16 protein-coding genes and 1 tRNA gene are annotated in these 14,667 nt (G+C 56.6%); 7 read left to right on the top strand and 10 right to left on the bottom strand.

The features are described 5' to 3' along the window. Positions 1 to 333: 333 nt before the first annotated feature. Positions 334 to 861 carry a hypothetical protein gene (locus tag B0E33_RS27445; protein WP_055654034.1) on the top strand — a complete coding sequence of 176 codons (528 nt, stop codon included), beginning with the start codon at positions 334 to 336 and terminating at the stop codon, positions 859 to 861. 36 nt (positions 862 to 897) lie between these two features. On the opposite strand, the gene B0E33_RS27450 is transcribed toward B0E33_RS27445, so the two are convergent. The 3 genes from B0E33_RS27450 to B0E33_RS27460 form a co-directional block, all read right to left on the bottom strand. After that, the gene (locus B0E33_RS27450; protein ID WP_077292970.1) at positions 898 to 1,383 is read right to left on the bottom strand and encodes a DUF192 domain-containing protein; all 486 of its coding nucleotides are present in this window, start codon (positions 1,381 to 1,383) and stop codon (positions 898 to 900) included. A 169-nt stretch (positions 1,384 to 1,552) separates the two neighbouring features. Further along, a complete protein-coding gene (locus B0E33_RS27455; protein WP_022999344.1) occupies positions 1,553 to 2,134 on the bottom strand; it encodes a cold-shock protein in 582 nt (193 codons plus the stop codon). 154 nt (positions 2,135 to 2,288) lie between these two features. Further along, positions 2,289 to 3,050: an SIR2 family NAD-dependent protein deacylase gene (locus tag B0E33_RS27460; protein WP_077292971.1), complete on the bottom strand. Its 762-nt coding sequence runs from the start codon at positions 3,048 to 3,050 to the stop codon at positions 2,289 to 2,291. A 54-nt stretch (positions 3,051 to 3,104) separates the two neighbouring features. On the opposite strand from B0E33_RS27460, the gene B0E33_RS27465 reads away from it, so the two are divergent. Both B0E33_RS27465 and B0E33_RS27470 read left to right on the top strand, forming a co-directional pair. Then, on the top strand, positions 3,105 to 3,545 hold the full coding sequence (locus B0E33_RS27465) for a VOC family protein (protein ID WP_022999346.1): 441 nt from the start codon (positions 3,105 to 3,107) through the stop codon (positions 3,543 to 3,545). A 125-nt stretch (positions 3,546 to 3,670) separates the two neighbouring features. Continuing rightward, positions 3,671 to 3,746 (top strand) — tRNA-Glu (locus tag B0E33_RS27470). A gap of 54 nt (positions 3,747 to 3,800) precedes the next feature. Here the strand turns inward: B0E33_RS27470 and B0E33_RS27475 are convergent. After that, positions 3,801 to 4,685 carry a hypothetical protein gene (locus B0E33_RS27475; protein ID WP_156912493.1) on the bottom strand — a complete coding sequence of 295 codons (885 nt, stop codon included), beginning with the start codon at positions 4,683 to 4,685 and terminating at the stop codon, positions 3,801 to 3,803. 446 nt (positions 4,686 to 5,131) lie between these two features. Between B0E33_RS27475 and B0E33_RS27480 the strand changes: the two genes are divergently transcribed. Continuing rightward, positions 5,132 to 6,700 (top strand): caspase family protein, encoded by a 1,569-nt coding sequence (locus tag B0E33_RS27480; RefSeq protein ID WP_077292973.1) that lies wholly within the window; start codon positions 5,132 to 5,134, stop codon positions 6,698 to 6,700. 133 nt (positions 6,701 to 6,833) lie between these two features. Here the strand turns inward: B0E33_RS27480 and B0E33_RS27485 are convergent, their stop codons facing one another. Then, the gene (locus B0E33_RS27485; RefSeq protein ID WP_077292974.1) at positions 6,834 to 7,259 is read right to left on the bottom strand and encodes an ExbD/TolR family protein; all 426 of its coding nucleotides are present in this window, start codon (positions 7,257 to 7,259) and stop codon (positions 6,834 to 6,836) included. Positions 7,260 to 7,404: 145 nt separating this feature from the next. Between B0E33_RS27485 and B0E33_RS27490 the strand changes: the two genes are divergently transcribed. The 3 genes from B0E33_RS27490 (at position 7,405) to B0E33_RS27500 (ending at position 9,068) form a co-directional block, all read left to right on the top strand. Further along, positions 7,405 to 7,863 (top strand): DUF1036 domain-containing protein, encoded by a 459-nt coding sequence (locus B0E33_RS27490; RefSeq protein ID WP_077292975.1) that lies wholly within the window; start codon positions 7,405 to 7,407, stop codon positions 7,861 to 7,863. A gap of 141 nt (positions 7,864 to 8,004) precedes the next feature. Continuing rightward, complete coding sequence (locus B0E33_RS27495; RefSeq protein WP_022999351.1) at positions 8,005 to 8,361, top strand: hypothetical protein; 357 nt, start codon at positions 8,005 to 8,007, stop codon at positions 8,359 to 8,361. A 35-nt stretch (positions 8,362 to 8,396) separates the two neighbouring features. Beyond that, positions 8,397 to 9,068 carry a MotA/TolQ/ExbB proton channel family protein gene (locus tag B0E33_RS27500; RefSeq protein WP_022999352.1) on the top strand — a complete coding sequence of 224 codons (672 nt, stop codon included), beginning with the start codon at positions 8,397 to 8,399 and terminating at the stop codon, positions 9,066 to 9,068. On the opposite strand, the gene B0E33_RS27505 is transcribed toward B0E33_RS27500, so the two are convergent. The 5 genes from B0E33_RS27505 to tagF are packed head-to-tail and all read right to left on the bottom strand — an operon-like array spanning position 9,060 to position 14,666. Then, the gene (locus tag B0E33_RS27505) at positions 9,060 to 10,793 is read right to left on the bottom strand and encodes a hypothetical protein (RefSeq protein WP_077292977.1); all 1,734 of its coding nucleotides are present in this window, start codon (positions 10,791 to 10,793) and stop codon (positions 9,060 to 9,062) included. The genes B0E33_RS27500 and B0E33_RS27505 overlap by 9 nt on opposite strands. After that, positions 10,790 to 11,212, bottom strand: a complete 423-nt coding sequence (locus tag B0E33_RS27510) for an ExbD/TolR family protein (protein ID WP_055654016.1) — start codon at positions 11,210 to 11,212, stop codon at positions 10,790 to 10,792. Before B0E33_RS27510 ends, B0E33_RS27505 begins: the two co-directional genes overlap by 4 nt. 39 nt (positions 11,213 to 11,251) lie before the next feature. Next, on the bottom strand, positions 11,252 to 13,231 hold the full coding sequence (locus tag B0E33_RS27515; protein ID WP_077292978.1) for a serine/threonine protein kinase: 1,980 nt from the start codon (positions 13,229 to 13,231) through the stop codon (positions 11,252 to 11,254). Beyond that, positions 13,231 to 13,995 carry a PP2C family protein-serine/threonine phosphatase gene (locus B0E33_RS27520; protein WP_077292979.1) on the bottom strand — a complete coding sequence of 255 codons (765 nt, stop codon included), beginning with the start codon at positions 13,993 to 13,995 and terminating at the stop codon, positions 13,231 to 13,233. The genes B0E33_RS27515 and B0E33_RS27520 overlap by 1 nt, the downstream gene beginning before the upstream one ends. Continuing rightward, entirely contained in the window at positions 13,992 to 14,666 is a 675-nt protein-coding gene (gene tagF, locus B0E33_RS27525; RefSeq protein WP_077292980.1) for a type VI secretion system-associated protein TagF, read from the bottom strand. The genes B0E33_RS27520 and tagF overlap by 4 nt, the downstream gene beginning before the upstream one ends. Position 14,667: the final 1 nt, after the last annotated feature.

Genomic DNA, 14,667 nt, shown 5'->3' on the forward strand with positions numbered 1-14,667 from the left:
CAGACTCTATCGTCAAGCTAGAACAAACCAAGAATATCCGAGTTTTGTGGGCAAAACCTGACAAACATGTCCCGTACTTTGTTCTCAGTTTGCACACAAAAGCAAAACGGCACGCCCGATGACCGCGAACGAGCCTCGTAAACGCGACGGCCAAGGCATCGTGCCGTCACGGTCTTTGAAAGTGCAAACTGAACTTCAGTATATTTGCTTGATCAACCAGATTACTGGCGGCATTCTCCCGCATGAAAAGTATCCAAGCAATTGAATGAAATACCAAAACGTTTACATCAGCCAAATTACAATTTTTGATATAGATTTCAGGAAAAGAAATAGATGATCACCAAAGATGACTTCACAAAGGCATTAAAAGATTTCGGTGGATCCGAGTCCCAGAAAATACTTCAGGATCCACAAGCATACCAAGCTACCTTTGACCTGCTGATCACCGTCGCAGAAGATTCGTCAATCTTCCAAAAAAAGCTGTCGATCGCCAATACAGCAGCGGGTGTAGCCAATATGGCCGTTGGACACTCCTCTGCCGACCGTCGGACAAAGAATGCCGTTCGCGCGGGATCTTTTGCTTTGAGCCAATTCCAGCAGACAGCGAATCTAGCAAGTGTCACCAAGTTATCGCCAGGAGCCGCGATGGTTGCTGTCAGTGCCACAGTCGTCAACAAGACAGGTATTATCGTGTCCTTTGCAGGCGGAGACAAAAAGAAGGCTCAGTGCATCGGTGCGGTGATGGAGCTTTCTGCTTCCGCGGTAATCACCGCCGTGTCTGCACCAACAGGCGTCCTGCTGGTCCTGTCGGTCGCCAGTCTGGCCGCCTCATCGGTCAACGCATATAATTCATGTTTTTAGAATTTTCGGGCAGGCTGGAATAGGTGCAATTCGGTTTCATTTCAGCCCCATGGACGGGCTGCTGACCTTGTCTCCGGCCGAGATATCGAGTTTTTCCGACAGACCGGCGTTTATTTCGAACACGTACTTCGCCGGACCAAGCGAGGGAATGACGTCTTCGGAAAAAGGCGTGGTGTTGTCGGCGATGCTGACGATGGCCCCCTTCGCGTCAATGAAAATGATGTCGAGCGGCAGAGGTGTATTTTTCATCCAGAAGTAACGGTCGCCCTCCCCTTCGAAGAGGAACAGCATGCCGCGTTCCGCCGGCATCTCTTTGCGGAACATCAATCCCATCGACCGTTGCCGGTCCGTTGCCGCAACCTCCGCCTTGAACTGGTGTTCCTTGTCTCCAGACCGAATGAGAAGATCTTCCACCGGCAGGTTCAACTGCGGGTCCTGCGCCAGCGCCTGTCCTGGCGAACCCGCGAGCGAAATCCAGAGTGTTGCAGCAAAAAGCGAGAGGCACAGAAAGAAAGGACGCATTCTGAAAACTTCCTGAAAGGCCCGGCAGAACCGGTTTGGGAAACTGGCAGTCAAAGGCAAGACCGGAATATCACTTCCCGTCTGCCGAAGAAGATTGCCTGAAGGTCGGCAAACAAAAAGGCCGGAACATGTCCGGCCGAGTCAATGTGCAGAATGACGGAAAGTGGGGTCAGTGAGAGGCAGGTATATGGGTGCCTGTCCCGACCGGCCGGATTTCAGCGGCCATGCGGCCTTTCGGGCCTTCGCCGAAGCGCACCAGCACATCCTGGCCGGGACGCAATTCAGTGATGCCGAAGCGTCGCAGCGTCTCCATGTGAATGAAGATGTCTTCTGAACCTTCACCCTGGGTCAGAAACCCGAAGCCCTTGACGCGGTTGAACCATTTCACGGTCGCTTTTTCGAAACCGCTTTCGGGGACAACCTGAACATGGGTGCGCGACGGAGGCAGCTGCGACGGATGGGTCGCGGTGCTTTCGTCCATCGACAGGATGCGGAAGGCCTGAAGACCGCGCGGCCTGTCGAGTACTTCGCAAACAACCCGCGCGCCTTCATAAGCAGTCTGGTACCCGTCTCGCCTGAGGCAGGTGACGTGCAAAAGGATATCACCGTCGCCGTCGTCCGGGACGATGAAGCCATATCCTTTCCCGACGTCGAACCACTTAATCGTTCCGGCAATCTCGAGAACATCAACGGCGACTTCGTCCGTCAATGTTTCGAGTGCGCGGGGCTCCCGTGCGGTTTTAACCCCCATAGCCTTTTGTCCCGTCTCTGGTCCGCATCATTAAGCTGAAGGCAAAATTCGACTCACCAGCCAGCTGATTCCTAACAAAAGGATAACATTGTGCTTTCTGGCGAGAAGGGAAATTGTCGGACTAACCACAGACCATTTACGGAAATCAGGCCGGTTATTCGCCAAATCTCGCAAATGTTTGAGCTAAAGGCGTTCGAATGACTGTTGACGCATAAGAATCGAGCGGCGTTTCCTGGCCGTTTAGAATCACTAGGTCTGCACCGCCACGAACGGCGATGGCCGGCAGTTGTGCAGCTGGATGCACGACAAGTGACGAGCCCAACACCAGAAACAGATCGCAAGCAGCAGCAGCCTCCGCTGCCCGCTCCAGTTCCATTTCCGGCATCTGCTGCCCGAAACTTATGACCGCCGCCTTCAACAGTCCGTTGCAATCTGGACATCTCGGACTTTGCCCGGCGTCAACAATCGGCTTCTGAGCTTCCAGTTCAGCCCGCGCCCCGCAGGAAAGACAGGTTGCGAATGTGGAATTGCCATGGATCTCGACAAGCAGGTCTTCCGGAAACCCTGCTCGCTGGTGCAGGCCATCGACATTTTGTGTGATGAGGCAATGAAGCTTGCCGGCCTGCGCCAGGCTCGTCATTGCCAGATGTGCTGCATTCGGCTCCGCTCTTGCGAAATAGTCCATCATTTCGAACCGGCGTTCCCAGTCTTCCAGGCGGCAATCCTCATCGGCGACAAAGTCCTGGTATTGAACAGGCTGACGTTTGGACCATATCCCGCCAGGTGAACGGAAATCCGGAATTCCGGAGTCCGTCGATATCCCCGCCCCGGTCAGGGCAACGATCTGCCGGTAGGAACCTTCCTTGAACTGTGCCACAAAGCGCTGAGCTTCGGGCAAGGTATCAATGCACTTCATCGGCCGGTCCGGTGCCCGTTTGGAAAATCCCTCGATTGAGGAAAAGGATAGGACATGCGTTATTTGCACACGATGGTCCGCGTGACCAACATTGAAGACTCACTTGATTTTTATTGCAACAAGATGGGCATGACGGAAGTCCGTCGCTACGAAAACGAAAAAGGCCGGTTCACCCTGATCTTCCTCGCCGGATCCGATGATGTCGAAGCCGGAAAGGCAAACGCTGCGCCGCTTCTAGAGCTGACCTACAATTGGGATCCGGAAACCTACACCGGCGGCCGCAACTTCGGCCATCTCGCCTATGAGGTCGATAACATCTACGAATTCTGCGAGAACCTGCAGAACAAAGGTGTCACCATCAACCGTCCTCCACGTGACGGCCGCATGGCCTTCGTTCGTTCGCCGGACAACATCTCCTTCGAGCTGCTTCAAAAGGGTGAAGCGCTTGAAATCAAAGAACCCTGGGCCTCCATGCCCAATACCGGCGAATGGTAAAACCGGACAGTTTTCAACAGGCGCAGGCCCGGGATTCCGGGCTTGCAAAAAATTGTCGCAAAGGCTCTTGCGGGCTGCTCCAATCCCGCCTATAAGCCTCCCCACGACGCAGCCGCGTCGACCGCGCGCCCATCGTCTAGCGGTCTAGGACGCCGCCCTTTCACGGCGGAAACACGGGTTCGAGTCCCGTTGGGCGTGCCAACTTCTTCCCTTCCGGTTCAGAAGCAGGCACCTGGCATTGGCGTAAGCTACTGGTCAAAGTGCACCTGGCGATACGTAACTGCCTTTTATATCCAGGGCAGGTTCGTCCTTGCGGAACAATGTCCGCCCCGGAAATTCCTTTTTGTAGTATGCTTCGATATCTGCGGCTGCAGGGCCGGCATACTCTATCCGTCCGCTTGGGAAGAATATGTCCAGGTCGTCATCCTTGTGCTCCGTCGCATAGGTTTCCTGCGATCCGTGCAAGACCATGGCAATGCCGAGCCGGTTGTTGACGAAATGCTGCACGTCAAAAAACTTTGGCGAGCGCGTGTGCTTCTGACCCAGGCGATCCTCTCTGACGCGGATCAACTGGTCAGGAGCGTCCATATCGACGATGCCGTAGAGATCGAAGTCTCCGTGTACACACTTGGCCGCGGTGATAAGCGAACTGGACGAGAACTTCACACAGCCGAAATAGGGGTCTTCTGGATTGCGTTCGACGAAATAAACGCCTCCACGCGGAATGTAGGTCAGTTTCCGTTGCTGTTCGAAGGTTGCCATTTCAGGTCGCAACTGTTTTTGAAATTCCATCCATTCCTCGATCACCTTTGCCATCTTGCTCGCCTTGAAGGCCTTTTCGCCAACGATTTTTGGATCGACTACCAGGCCCGCAAAGTTCTTGCGCTGCGCGTCCGGACACTTGCTTCCGACGGGCTTAACATCGAAATCCGCAGTCTTGGCCTTGCAATCCAGGCGCTTGGGCGTGGCGTAGGGTTCGCCAACGTGCTCAAGGGATGCTGTGTTTGTCCGTCGTACCAGAATCGCAACGTTGTAGAGCCGGGCTGCGGACTGAAATACGCCGACATGCTTGGCTCTCATATGTTTGAGAATATCTGCTCTTCCGGCCATAATGTGTTCTCCGCTGAGTGCAGGCTTCAACCGGGCCTGCGAAAACGCGCATTTGCAATGAAACCAGATTACCAGACAGTCTCCCAAACTCGGTGATTCAAGTCACAAAGCGTTTTTTCAGGTCGAAAAACCCGGTCCGTTTTCAAGTTGTGGCCGGCAAAAAATCCGCTACCACCTTCCCTAACGTCCTTTCGTGTTAACGTAACTCGAAAAATGGCAGCAACTGTCTGTTGAAAAGTGGTTTTTAAAAAAAGGATTGGCTATAGTCTGCAACTGATTTTAGTGGGGTCATCAACGGACCGTTGCGGTCCGGATTCAGTTGGTTGCAGGGACAGCTTCTTCTATTTGACGTTCCTGTGACGCGTATTACAGAAACATAGTGCCATCCGGGGTACCTGTTCCTCTCAAGAGGACAAAGACCTCGTGTAAAGATCGGTTCAACCGACAGGCAACCATGATCTACGAGAGGACAGGATATGTTCAAACGAATGATCGCCGTGCTGGCAATAATTCTCGCAGGGACGGCTCCGGCACTGGCTAAGCGCGTTGCCCTCGTACTCGGCAACGGCGCTTACGAGCACACAGTACAACTTCCTAATCCGGCAAATGACGCCGAGCAGATGGCCGCCAAACTCAAGGCCCTCGGCTTCGAAGTCGTCGCCGGGCAGGACCAGACTTATGGCGAAATGCGCAGATCCGTCATGGATTTTGCGAAAAAGGCATATGGCGCGGATATCGCCATTCTCTTCTACGCCGGCCACGGCCTTCAGGTCGCCGGTCAGAATCACCTGGTACCTATCGACGCCACGATCGAGGATGAAACCTCGCTCGACTTCGAAACCATTACCGTTGATTTCATCATGCGCCAGATGTCCAAGGACGTGAAGGTTCAGATGGTGTTCCTGGATGCCTGCCGCGACAATCCGCTGGCCCGCACCCTCGCACGCCGCATGGGACCGAGCCGCTCCGGCAGCATTGGTGCAGGTCTTGCTGAAATCAAGATTCAGGAAACCGGCGGAGAAGGCTCCGTGATTGCATTCGCGACCAGCCCGGGAGATGTTGCCCTGGACGGCGACGGTGCGAACTCGCCCTTCACCTCTGCGTTGATCAGACATATCGACACGCCGAACGCTTCCATCCAGACAGTCATGACTCGCGTTACCGGTGAAGTCTATGAAGAGACGGAAAAGAAGCAGCGCCCGTGGGTGAATGCATCTCTGATCGGCGAAGTGTTCCTGAACAAGCAGGCCGCACCGGCCGCGACGACCACTGTTGCCTCCCTTGGCGACACCGCGACGTCCGCTCCGCAGCAGCCGGTTGTCAACAATGCAGCAACGACCTCCCCCAGCCAGTCGGCAATTGCATGGGAACGTGAGAAGCTCATCTGGGAAACTGCCAAGTCCAGCAACACCGTTGCTGACTACAAGGCTTACCTGGATGCCTACCCGTCAGGCCTCTTCGCGGACTTTGCGCGCAATTCCATCAAGCGGCTCGAAGCCGGCAGCCAGGTTGCTTCGGTCAATCCGACCGTCGTCCCAGGTGCAGCAACGGCTCCTGCCGCCAGCACCACGGGCGTTGTGGCGACCCTGCCGGACCCGCAAAAGGCCGTTCCGGGTAATGAGGCGACCGAAGCATCACTCGGCTGGAACCGTACTGCCCGCCGCGAAGTTCAGACCCGTCTGAACCTGGCTGGTCAGGATGTCGGCCGCCCGGATGGTGCCTTCGGTCCGAAGACCCGCGCCGGTGTGAGTGCATGGCAGGCTGCCAACGGCATCGTCGCCACGGGTTACTTCACCGCCGCCCAATACGCCTTGCTGACTGCACAGACGGCGACGCAGTATTCGGTCTACCAGGCTGAAGTGAACCGCAAGCAGCAGGCTGCCGCGAGCGCCTCTCGCAGTGCGACTTCCACGCGCCGCACCAACAACACCACCACTCACCGTGCGAACAACAACAACAACAACGGTGGTAACTTCAACCCGGCTGGAGCCGCTTTCATCGGTGGCGTTGTGGGTGGCATCATCGGCGGTGCAATCGGTCGCTGATCAACCGACCTGTAGTCACATGTCAAACCAGAACGGGCCGGTTCTGGCAACGGACCGGCCCGTTTTTGTAGCCACAGACGGGGTTTTGCGTACGAACGGTTCGTTTGCATTGCAGGAACGCCTTGTGTTCCTGTCAATCGAGATGCAGCCGAACGCTTGTCAACTTTGACGTTCGGGCTTCGTCCAAAATCCGCACGACCTGCTGAAAATCGGTTCCCTTGTCAGGTAAAAGAACAGCGTCCCTGGCACCAGCTTCTGCCAATCGGTTCAGTTCCTGTGCCAACCCTGCAAGTGGCAGTGCATTTCCATTAACAGTCACGGCGGACAGATCTTCACCGGAAACAGACTTCACGACGATCAGGACTGCGGGAACGCTGGCGTTCGAGTGTGCCTCTGCCCCCCCTGCCGGCGCACCACCACCAAGCGCAACTTCCATCGGCCGCCAGACACCAAATGTGGAAGACAAAAGAAAGAACATGATCAGGATAAAGATCACATCGATCAGCGGTGTCAGCGGAATGCGCTTTCGCCTTGCAAGCGGTGTTTCGATGGAGATCATGGCTCAGGCCATCCCGGCTCTTCAGGTCATTTCGAAAATCGAGTTTCGCCGAAATAGGACTTCAGCTCAATCGACTTTCCTAAATTGACCGCGGGTTCGCAATTCCTTAGCGTATTTAGCAGGTTGGCAAACTGGAAACACGAGCATGAAAACGGACCGCGACAGCGGCAAGGTTAGGCAAGGACGCCGGATCGGGTTACGCGGGATCGCGTTATTCGGGGCGGTGGCGCTGTCTGGAATTTTGTCGACCTCTGCTGCTCACGCGGGCCTGCGTGTTTGCAACGGGTCCGTTGATCTCGTGAACGTCGCGATCGGCTATGAAACCGACGAAGGCATGCGGACTGAAGGCTGGTGGACAATCACTGCCAACGCCTGCAGCCAGGTGCTGCAGGAACCTCTCGAGAAAGCACGCTACTATTTGCACGTGGCAGACGGGTTTGGCGAAAGCCGTCTTGGAGGCGATATCACGCTTTGTATTCGCGAGGAAAAATTCGTTCTTTTCGATGGCGATCAGTGCTGGCAACGCGGGCTGATCGAAGCAGATTTCTTTCAGGTCGAAACCGAGGGAAAACAGGATTGGACGGTCCTATTGTCTTACGATTAGGAACGGCAAAGACCGGCATTCACAATCCTTTCCAACATTCATTGACGCATTAACCGGGGGAACAAGATGCGGATATTGGTTCAAAGAGTTTTTATAGCGATTGCAGTTGCCATTTTGGCGGCACCCGCACAGGCACAGCAAGTGACGGGTAAAATCAGCCTCGAACTCAACCAGTTGCAACCGACAGCGGACGGCGGCTGCCGCCTTTCGATCATCGCGACCAATGGCCTTGAACGCCCCATGGACAAGCTCGGCCTGGAAATGGTTGCCTTCAACAAGGACGGCCTGGTGGATCAGTTTCTGCGTCTTCAGTTCTCCCGCATATCCGCCGGTAAAACCAAGATCCTGCAATTCGACCTTGCCGGGAAGGCTTGCGACAGCCTTTCGCGGCTTCACATCAACGACGTCATGAATTGTGTGCCTTCCAGCATTACCGATGTCTATTGCCCGGATCTGCTGGACCTGAGCAATCGTACACCCATCGAATTCGGCGATTGACCCTACCCTTGAACGTCTGATGGAGCGTCTTTCGCATGGTCGAGACATCTTCCTCCCTTCTGGAGCTTGGCGGGCCGGTCGTGCTCATCCTGCTCGCAATTTCCGTTGCAGCGCTTGCAGTCATCCTCGCCAAGACCGTTCAATTCTCCACGGCCCGTGTTGGCCGTCACGGACTTGTTCGTCAGGCTGTCACCCAATGGCGAAGTGGTGAACGCACCAAAGCCGCGCAAAACCTTTTGAAGGACAGATCCTTGTCGGGTGCACTGGTGCGCAGCGCCATGGACGCCATCCAGATGCTGGATCAGCAGCCCCTGTCCTCTCAAGTGCGCGACATCAGGGAAGAACGACTACGTGAGGAAATTTCTGCCAGGGCTGCCGACCGTCTCTTCGGCCTCGCCAGTTGGCTGAAGGCGCTTGATCTGGTGACGCAGATTTCGCCCTTGCTCGGCCTGTTCGGCACGGTTCTCGGGATGATCGAAACGTTCCAGACCCTTCAGGAATCGGGTGCGTCCGCCAATCCTGCCACGCTTGCCGGTGGCATCTGGGTAGCGCTCCTGACAACTGCCTGCGGCCTTGCCGTTGCAATGCCGGTATCCATTGCCGTCACCTGGTTCGAAACGAGGCTGGAAAAGGAACGGGCCGCGCTGGAAGTTCTCCTCACCGGCGTCTTCACTGCCGGTGCTTCATCATCGCAACCCTCAGCGTGACACCTTGAACGCCGTCAGCGAATAGACCCCAGGCTCTGCCAGTATCTCGGCCACCCGTTCGGAAGGAAGCCGTCCGAATCGAGAAGGCTGCCGCTCTGAAGGGCGGTTCCAGATTGCGAGCACGAGCGCTGTCTCGTCACTCTTGTCGCTGGCAATCATCGTCACCGGCACCTTGAAGCGCCAGCCGCCTGCCGTCTGACTGTTCGATGCAGGCAGAAGAAACTCCCGGCCGTCATGGATCTGCCCGGCATCATCGATCAGGTACAGTTCAGGTGGCCCCTTGCCGCTGAGATCCAGTCCCGACTGTTCCGCGCTTGCGATCCGCTCAATCGGCAAGTCACGCTGAATCACTCCTGAAACAGGGGTTCCGCTGCGCACGACCGTCCGGTCCAGTTCGACCAGACCGGCAGCTTCAATGCCTTCAGAAACGCCAAGGGCATCCAGCAAGGCGCATTGCCTGCGCGTCACCAGTCGGACTTCGATCTTTGCCTCGAAACCCTGATCAGCCTTGAAGCGCTGATCGAAGATAGCGAAAGGCGCTATGCCTGCGCCAAAGGCCGTAACTTCCGCGGTATCCGCACCAGCTGCAAGAACAGACATATGTGTGCATTCACCGAACTTGTAACTGGCAACATAGTCCGACACCTTTGCCAGTGGATCTATGGAAGCGACCGCGACGGGCGGCACGTTTTCTGTCAACTCCCCTTGAGGCTGCATTGCGGGGACCGTTGAAGAGACCGGGACATTGGGCGCTAGCTCGGGCGTTTCCGTTTCTGTGGGCTGCAGGGCAGCAACCTGTTGTTCCGCTGGCAATACCGCATCCACCTCCGCAGTAACCACCGGATCGACAGTAACGCTGGTATCGGGTGCAACAATGCCCGGGCTTTCAACGGAAGGCTGCGTTTGTGGAACAAAGACCTCAGACACGACTTCGTTGCCAGTGGGTTCGGCAGGTGTCTGATCGACTGCGAGCGGAGCCAGAACAGGACTTTCCTGCACAGCCGAAACGAATGTCTGCGTCTCACCTGCGGCGGCAACCTCACCGATATCCGTTGCAACCGCTACCGAAGGCACCACTTCCACCGTGGCAGGGACTTCGGCACCGGAAAGAGTGACTTCAGATCCGGCAACAACGCTTGGCGCGACGGGCGTCACAGCGACAACGGCATCCGGTACAGGCGTGGCGGCGACAACGGTGGAGGCGGTTTGCGGAACAACAGAAGGCTGAGTCACCTGAAGCTGCTCCGGTGGCGTTGCGGTGACCGGGTTTGTTTCGACAGGGCTGACTTCTAGCGCTTCAATGATAGGCGTGTCGTCCGAAAGCGATTGATCCAGAACCGTTACCGGAACGGCTTCAACCAGTGTATTAATTGGGCTTTCGGTGACCACCGGCTCAGACAATACCGGCTCCAGGATCTCCGCAGTCTCGGAATTGACAACCGTTTCCACTGGCACAGAAGTCTCGACGGGCAAGGGAGTGTCCGGTTCGAGCGGTTGTGTGATTTCAGTTTCGACACTTGCCAGATCCTCAAATGGCAGACCACCACTTTCCAGGATCACTTCGGTCTCGACCGGTGGCACGGGGGCTTCTTCCGTCCAAGGCAACGCTGGCAGGCCGTAGATCAGCGCGGAAACATGCAAGGCAACCGAAACGCCCAGAACAGCCGGCCAGACGTACCCCGGGATATCCCATTGCCGGTCCTGGTTATAGGCGACAACGGTCAAGGTGCACCTGCCTCAACAGTCATCAGCGTCAGGCGTTTCACACCGCCAGCTTTCAATCTGTCGGCAAGCGCAGAAACGGCTTCCATTCTGGTTCGCTTGTCGACCTGAACCACCATGTGGGGCCTGTCGGATTGCCGAGCTTCAAGAAATGGGCCCAGATCGTCGTAAGCCAGAACTTCACCGTCGAACCAGACAGTCCCTGCCCTGTCCAGCACAAGACTGCCTTCCAGTTTGCCGCTGCCATCGTTCTGTTGCGTTTCCGCCCAGTCGAACCCTTCAGGCAAGGGTGGTCGCAGCGTTCCGGATACCAGTAGAAACAGCAGCAGCAGGAACACCACGTTGATCAATGCAAGGGAGCTGTCCGCACGCCGGTGCGGTTTCAGCTCCTGCAAATGGATCGGTTTGGTGTAGCGTTTCATGGTTGGCCAGAATATCCGCTGCGCCAGGTCTCTTCCCGGTCAGGGCACCACTTTGACCGTGGTTGCCGTTGCCCGCAAGACCGGACCATCCTGCATCAGCTTTTCGAAATAGTCTTCCGGATCGTTTTCGCGGCGCTCAGAAAGCGTCTTGGTTATGTCCGGGCCCACCATGGCAATGATCAGGCCGGTTTCTTCAGTAGACGTTTTCAAGGTCAGCGGCACAACGAAACCGGCGCCCCGGTCGTCCGTCTGCAGATATGGGGACAGATTGACCGTCTCCCCCTTGCTGTTGACGAATATAAGCCCGAGCCCACCCGTTGATGGTTCATAACCGGAAATGCGTCCGGCCATGTTGCTACCGTTCGGCACGACCGTCCGCTGCATGTCGAGACGCAGTTCGGTCTTGGCGTTTCCCTGTGGTGTTCCTCTCAGAAAAGCTATAGCCGGACATTGCGCATCGCTCACCAGGTTGACCTGGATCTTCGCTTCAAACCCCTGTGACTGGGTGAAGTCGCTGTCGAAACTGATGAATGGCGGCGTCCTGGAAGCAAATCCCTCAATCTCTGCGGAACGGCTCGCGATCTCTATCGGCTGCAAGTACATGCAATCGCCCGCCTGGTAACTGCTCACGAAGTTCCGGATCCGGTCTTCAGGGGTCACGTTTTCAGGCGTCTCTTGCGGATCGGTTGCCACCGGTGGCCGGGTAACGGTTTCGGTCGGTTCCGGTTTCGTGTCGACGGTCTCCTCTGGAGGCGTGGTCGGAATTGTCGGCACGGTGTTGTCCGGCGTCGTCGGCGCCTGCGTTTCCGGCGTTTGTGTTGAAGGCGACTGAAGTGCAGTTGTTTGCGTTTCAGTTGGCTGCTGGGACACTGGTTGCTGCGTTGCCGGTTGCTGGGTCGTTGGCGTCTGCGTTTGTTGTGTCACATTCGTCTGCTGCGACGGTGCGTCCGGCGCATTCGGTCGTGGCGGTGCCACGAGCACAGGTTTCTGGTCCTGCTCGGGCACGGATTGACCGACCAGGAAATAGACACCCCCGGCACCGACACCGGCGAATCCGAGCAGCGACAAGGCGACCAGAATGCGCTTGCCCCAGTTTGCCTGAGGCGGCGGTTGATCCAGTGCGGATTGTTCCGGCGGTGGCGCAGAAGATGGCCGAATGATCGTGCGGTCCTGGTCCTGCCGCCCCATCGGAGCACCTAGCGTCCAGTCCGCAATTTCCTTCATGCTGGCCGGACGGTTTGCCGGGTCGGGCTGTAACATGGCCTCCAGCAACGGACGGAAACGATTGTCGATACCTTCCAAGGGAGGCGTCTGCCGTCGTTTGTCGACGATCTGCACCTGCGTGCCGCCCATGTCGATCTGTTTGCCGGTCAGGGCTTCCGCAATGACCAGGCCAAGCGAATAGATGTCGCTGCGCGCAGTCACCTTGGCATCGAAAATGCCGACCTGTTCTGGCGAAACATAATTGACCTTGCCTGCAAAGCCGTCACCGATAATGGTCGGCCCGCCCGTGTTTGCCCGCGAAATACCGAAATCGATGATTTTAGCCTGCGCGACATCGCCGTTCTGGAGAATGACGTTGTCCGGCGAAAGATCCCGGTGGATCACTTCCCGGTCGTGAACGGCCTGCAGGGCTTCAGCCAGACGTTTGATCAACCGTGCCACCGCCTCCGGCTCAAGCGGACCGGATTCAAGGCGCGTGCTCAATGACGGGCCACTGACGAACTCCATCGCCAGGTAATAAATCCCGAGCGTAGGCTCCTTCGCGAACACGTAGTACTGGGTCAGTGCGTCGTGTTTGAGTTTGCGAAGGATCTTTGCTTCCCGCTTGAACAGATCCAGGATCATCGGGTCGCGCGAGAAGGTCGCGAGAAGGACCTTTACGGCAACCGGATCCCCGCTTTCCACGTCCCTTGCCTTGTAAACCGTCCCGATACCGCCATCGGCAATATGTTCTTCAATCTCATAGAGATTGTTGAGCCGGGTTCCGGCAGGCAGCAGGTGGGCACCAACGTTCATCAGTTGCGAACTCCTTCGCGCGCAGACATTGCATCGATATCGACAATCACGACAGTCACGTTATCCGAGCCGCCCTCTTCGAGCGCTCCATTGATAAGACATTGTGCCGTCGGCTTCGGCGCGCCGTTCATCAGGAAAGTACCAATCACACTATCGTCCAGATGTCCGGTCAAGCCGTCCGAACACAAAAGAAACCGATCGCCCTGACGCAGATTTCCTGAAACCAGTTCTAGTTCAAGCTCGATCCCGGATCCGATCGCCCTGGTGATGACATGCCTGCGGGCGAACGTCCTTGCTTCTTCAGGCGTCAGCACGTTCTGGTCCACCAGTTCCTGCGCCTCGGTATGATCTGTCGTCAATTGTTCGAGACGGCCATTGCGCAGACGGTAGACACGGCTGTCGCCTGCCCAAAGGCACGCAAAGTTTGATCCGGAAATCAGAAGCGCGGCGATCGTTGTGCCCATGGCGGCACCGTTCGCCTTGGCCGCGGCCTGTTCGATCCGGTCCTTTGCAGTAATCAACCTGCTTTCGAACTGCTCCAGAAGGTCTTCCGCGCTGCGCGGTTGAGCGATACTGGCAAGGGCCTCACGCACGAGACTGGATGCCATCGCACCGTCATGCATGCCTCCCGCTCCGTCCATCACTGCGAAAACGCCCTTGCTCTCGTCAACGTAGAACGTGTCCTCATTGTGCTGCCGAACCCGGCCAACATGGGTCAGTCCAATCGCAAAGCCACGCATAGAGGCTTCCATTTGTTCGATCATGTTCGATGATCCTCCGGATGAAATCGCCCATGACTATTCCCTGCCACGTCCTGTCGAGCTTCCGAACCGGCGTAGGTTTCCGGGAGCAGCAGCCATTGAAAGGCGCTTGCGTCCGGCAGGCCTGCACACGAAAACTCAAAACCCACTTCTCCTGCACGGCACCAGAATTCGGATGACAGAACATCCGTTCCTGGCATCGTCGGTAACTCGGCATCCCTGCCCTTCTTGCCGCTTGCCTCCACCGCAATTGGCGTTTCCAGACTTGCGACAGCCTGTTGAAAGTCTTCCAGGCTGGCATCTTCCTGCAAGGTGTCACGCAAGATTATCTCGGCACGGTCATACCAGGTCTCCTCCGGTCGACCATTCTGCGTTTCCAGTCGGATGTCGCAGGCAAGTGTCAATGGAAAGGTCCGGCCGACCTTGTCGACATTTGGCATGAAAGCACCGGCGACGGCCTGAACAGGTTCGCCCCCCTCTGAAGCGTGCAATAGCCAGAATCGCCACACCGGCATTGTCATGAAGGCTTCCTCCCACCCCGCGCCCAGATCCAGACGGGATTGAGCCAGTCCGGTCATCAGGAAGGCCTCCCAGCTTTTCAGAAAGCCGGCTGGGCACTGCCCGATGACAAAATCCGCTCGTGCCGGCAGTTTGCCGAAATAACCGGTTCCCATT

The sequence above is a fragment of the Roseibium algicola genome (assembly GCF_001999245.1).
GTDB lineage: Bacteria > Pseudomonadota > Alphaproteobacteria > Rhizobiales > Stappiaceae > Roseibium > Roseibium algicola.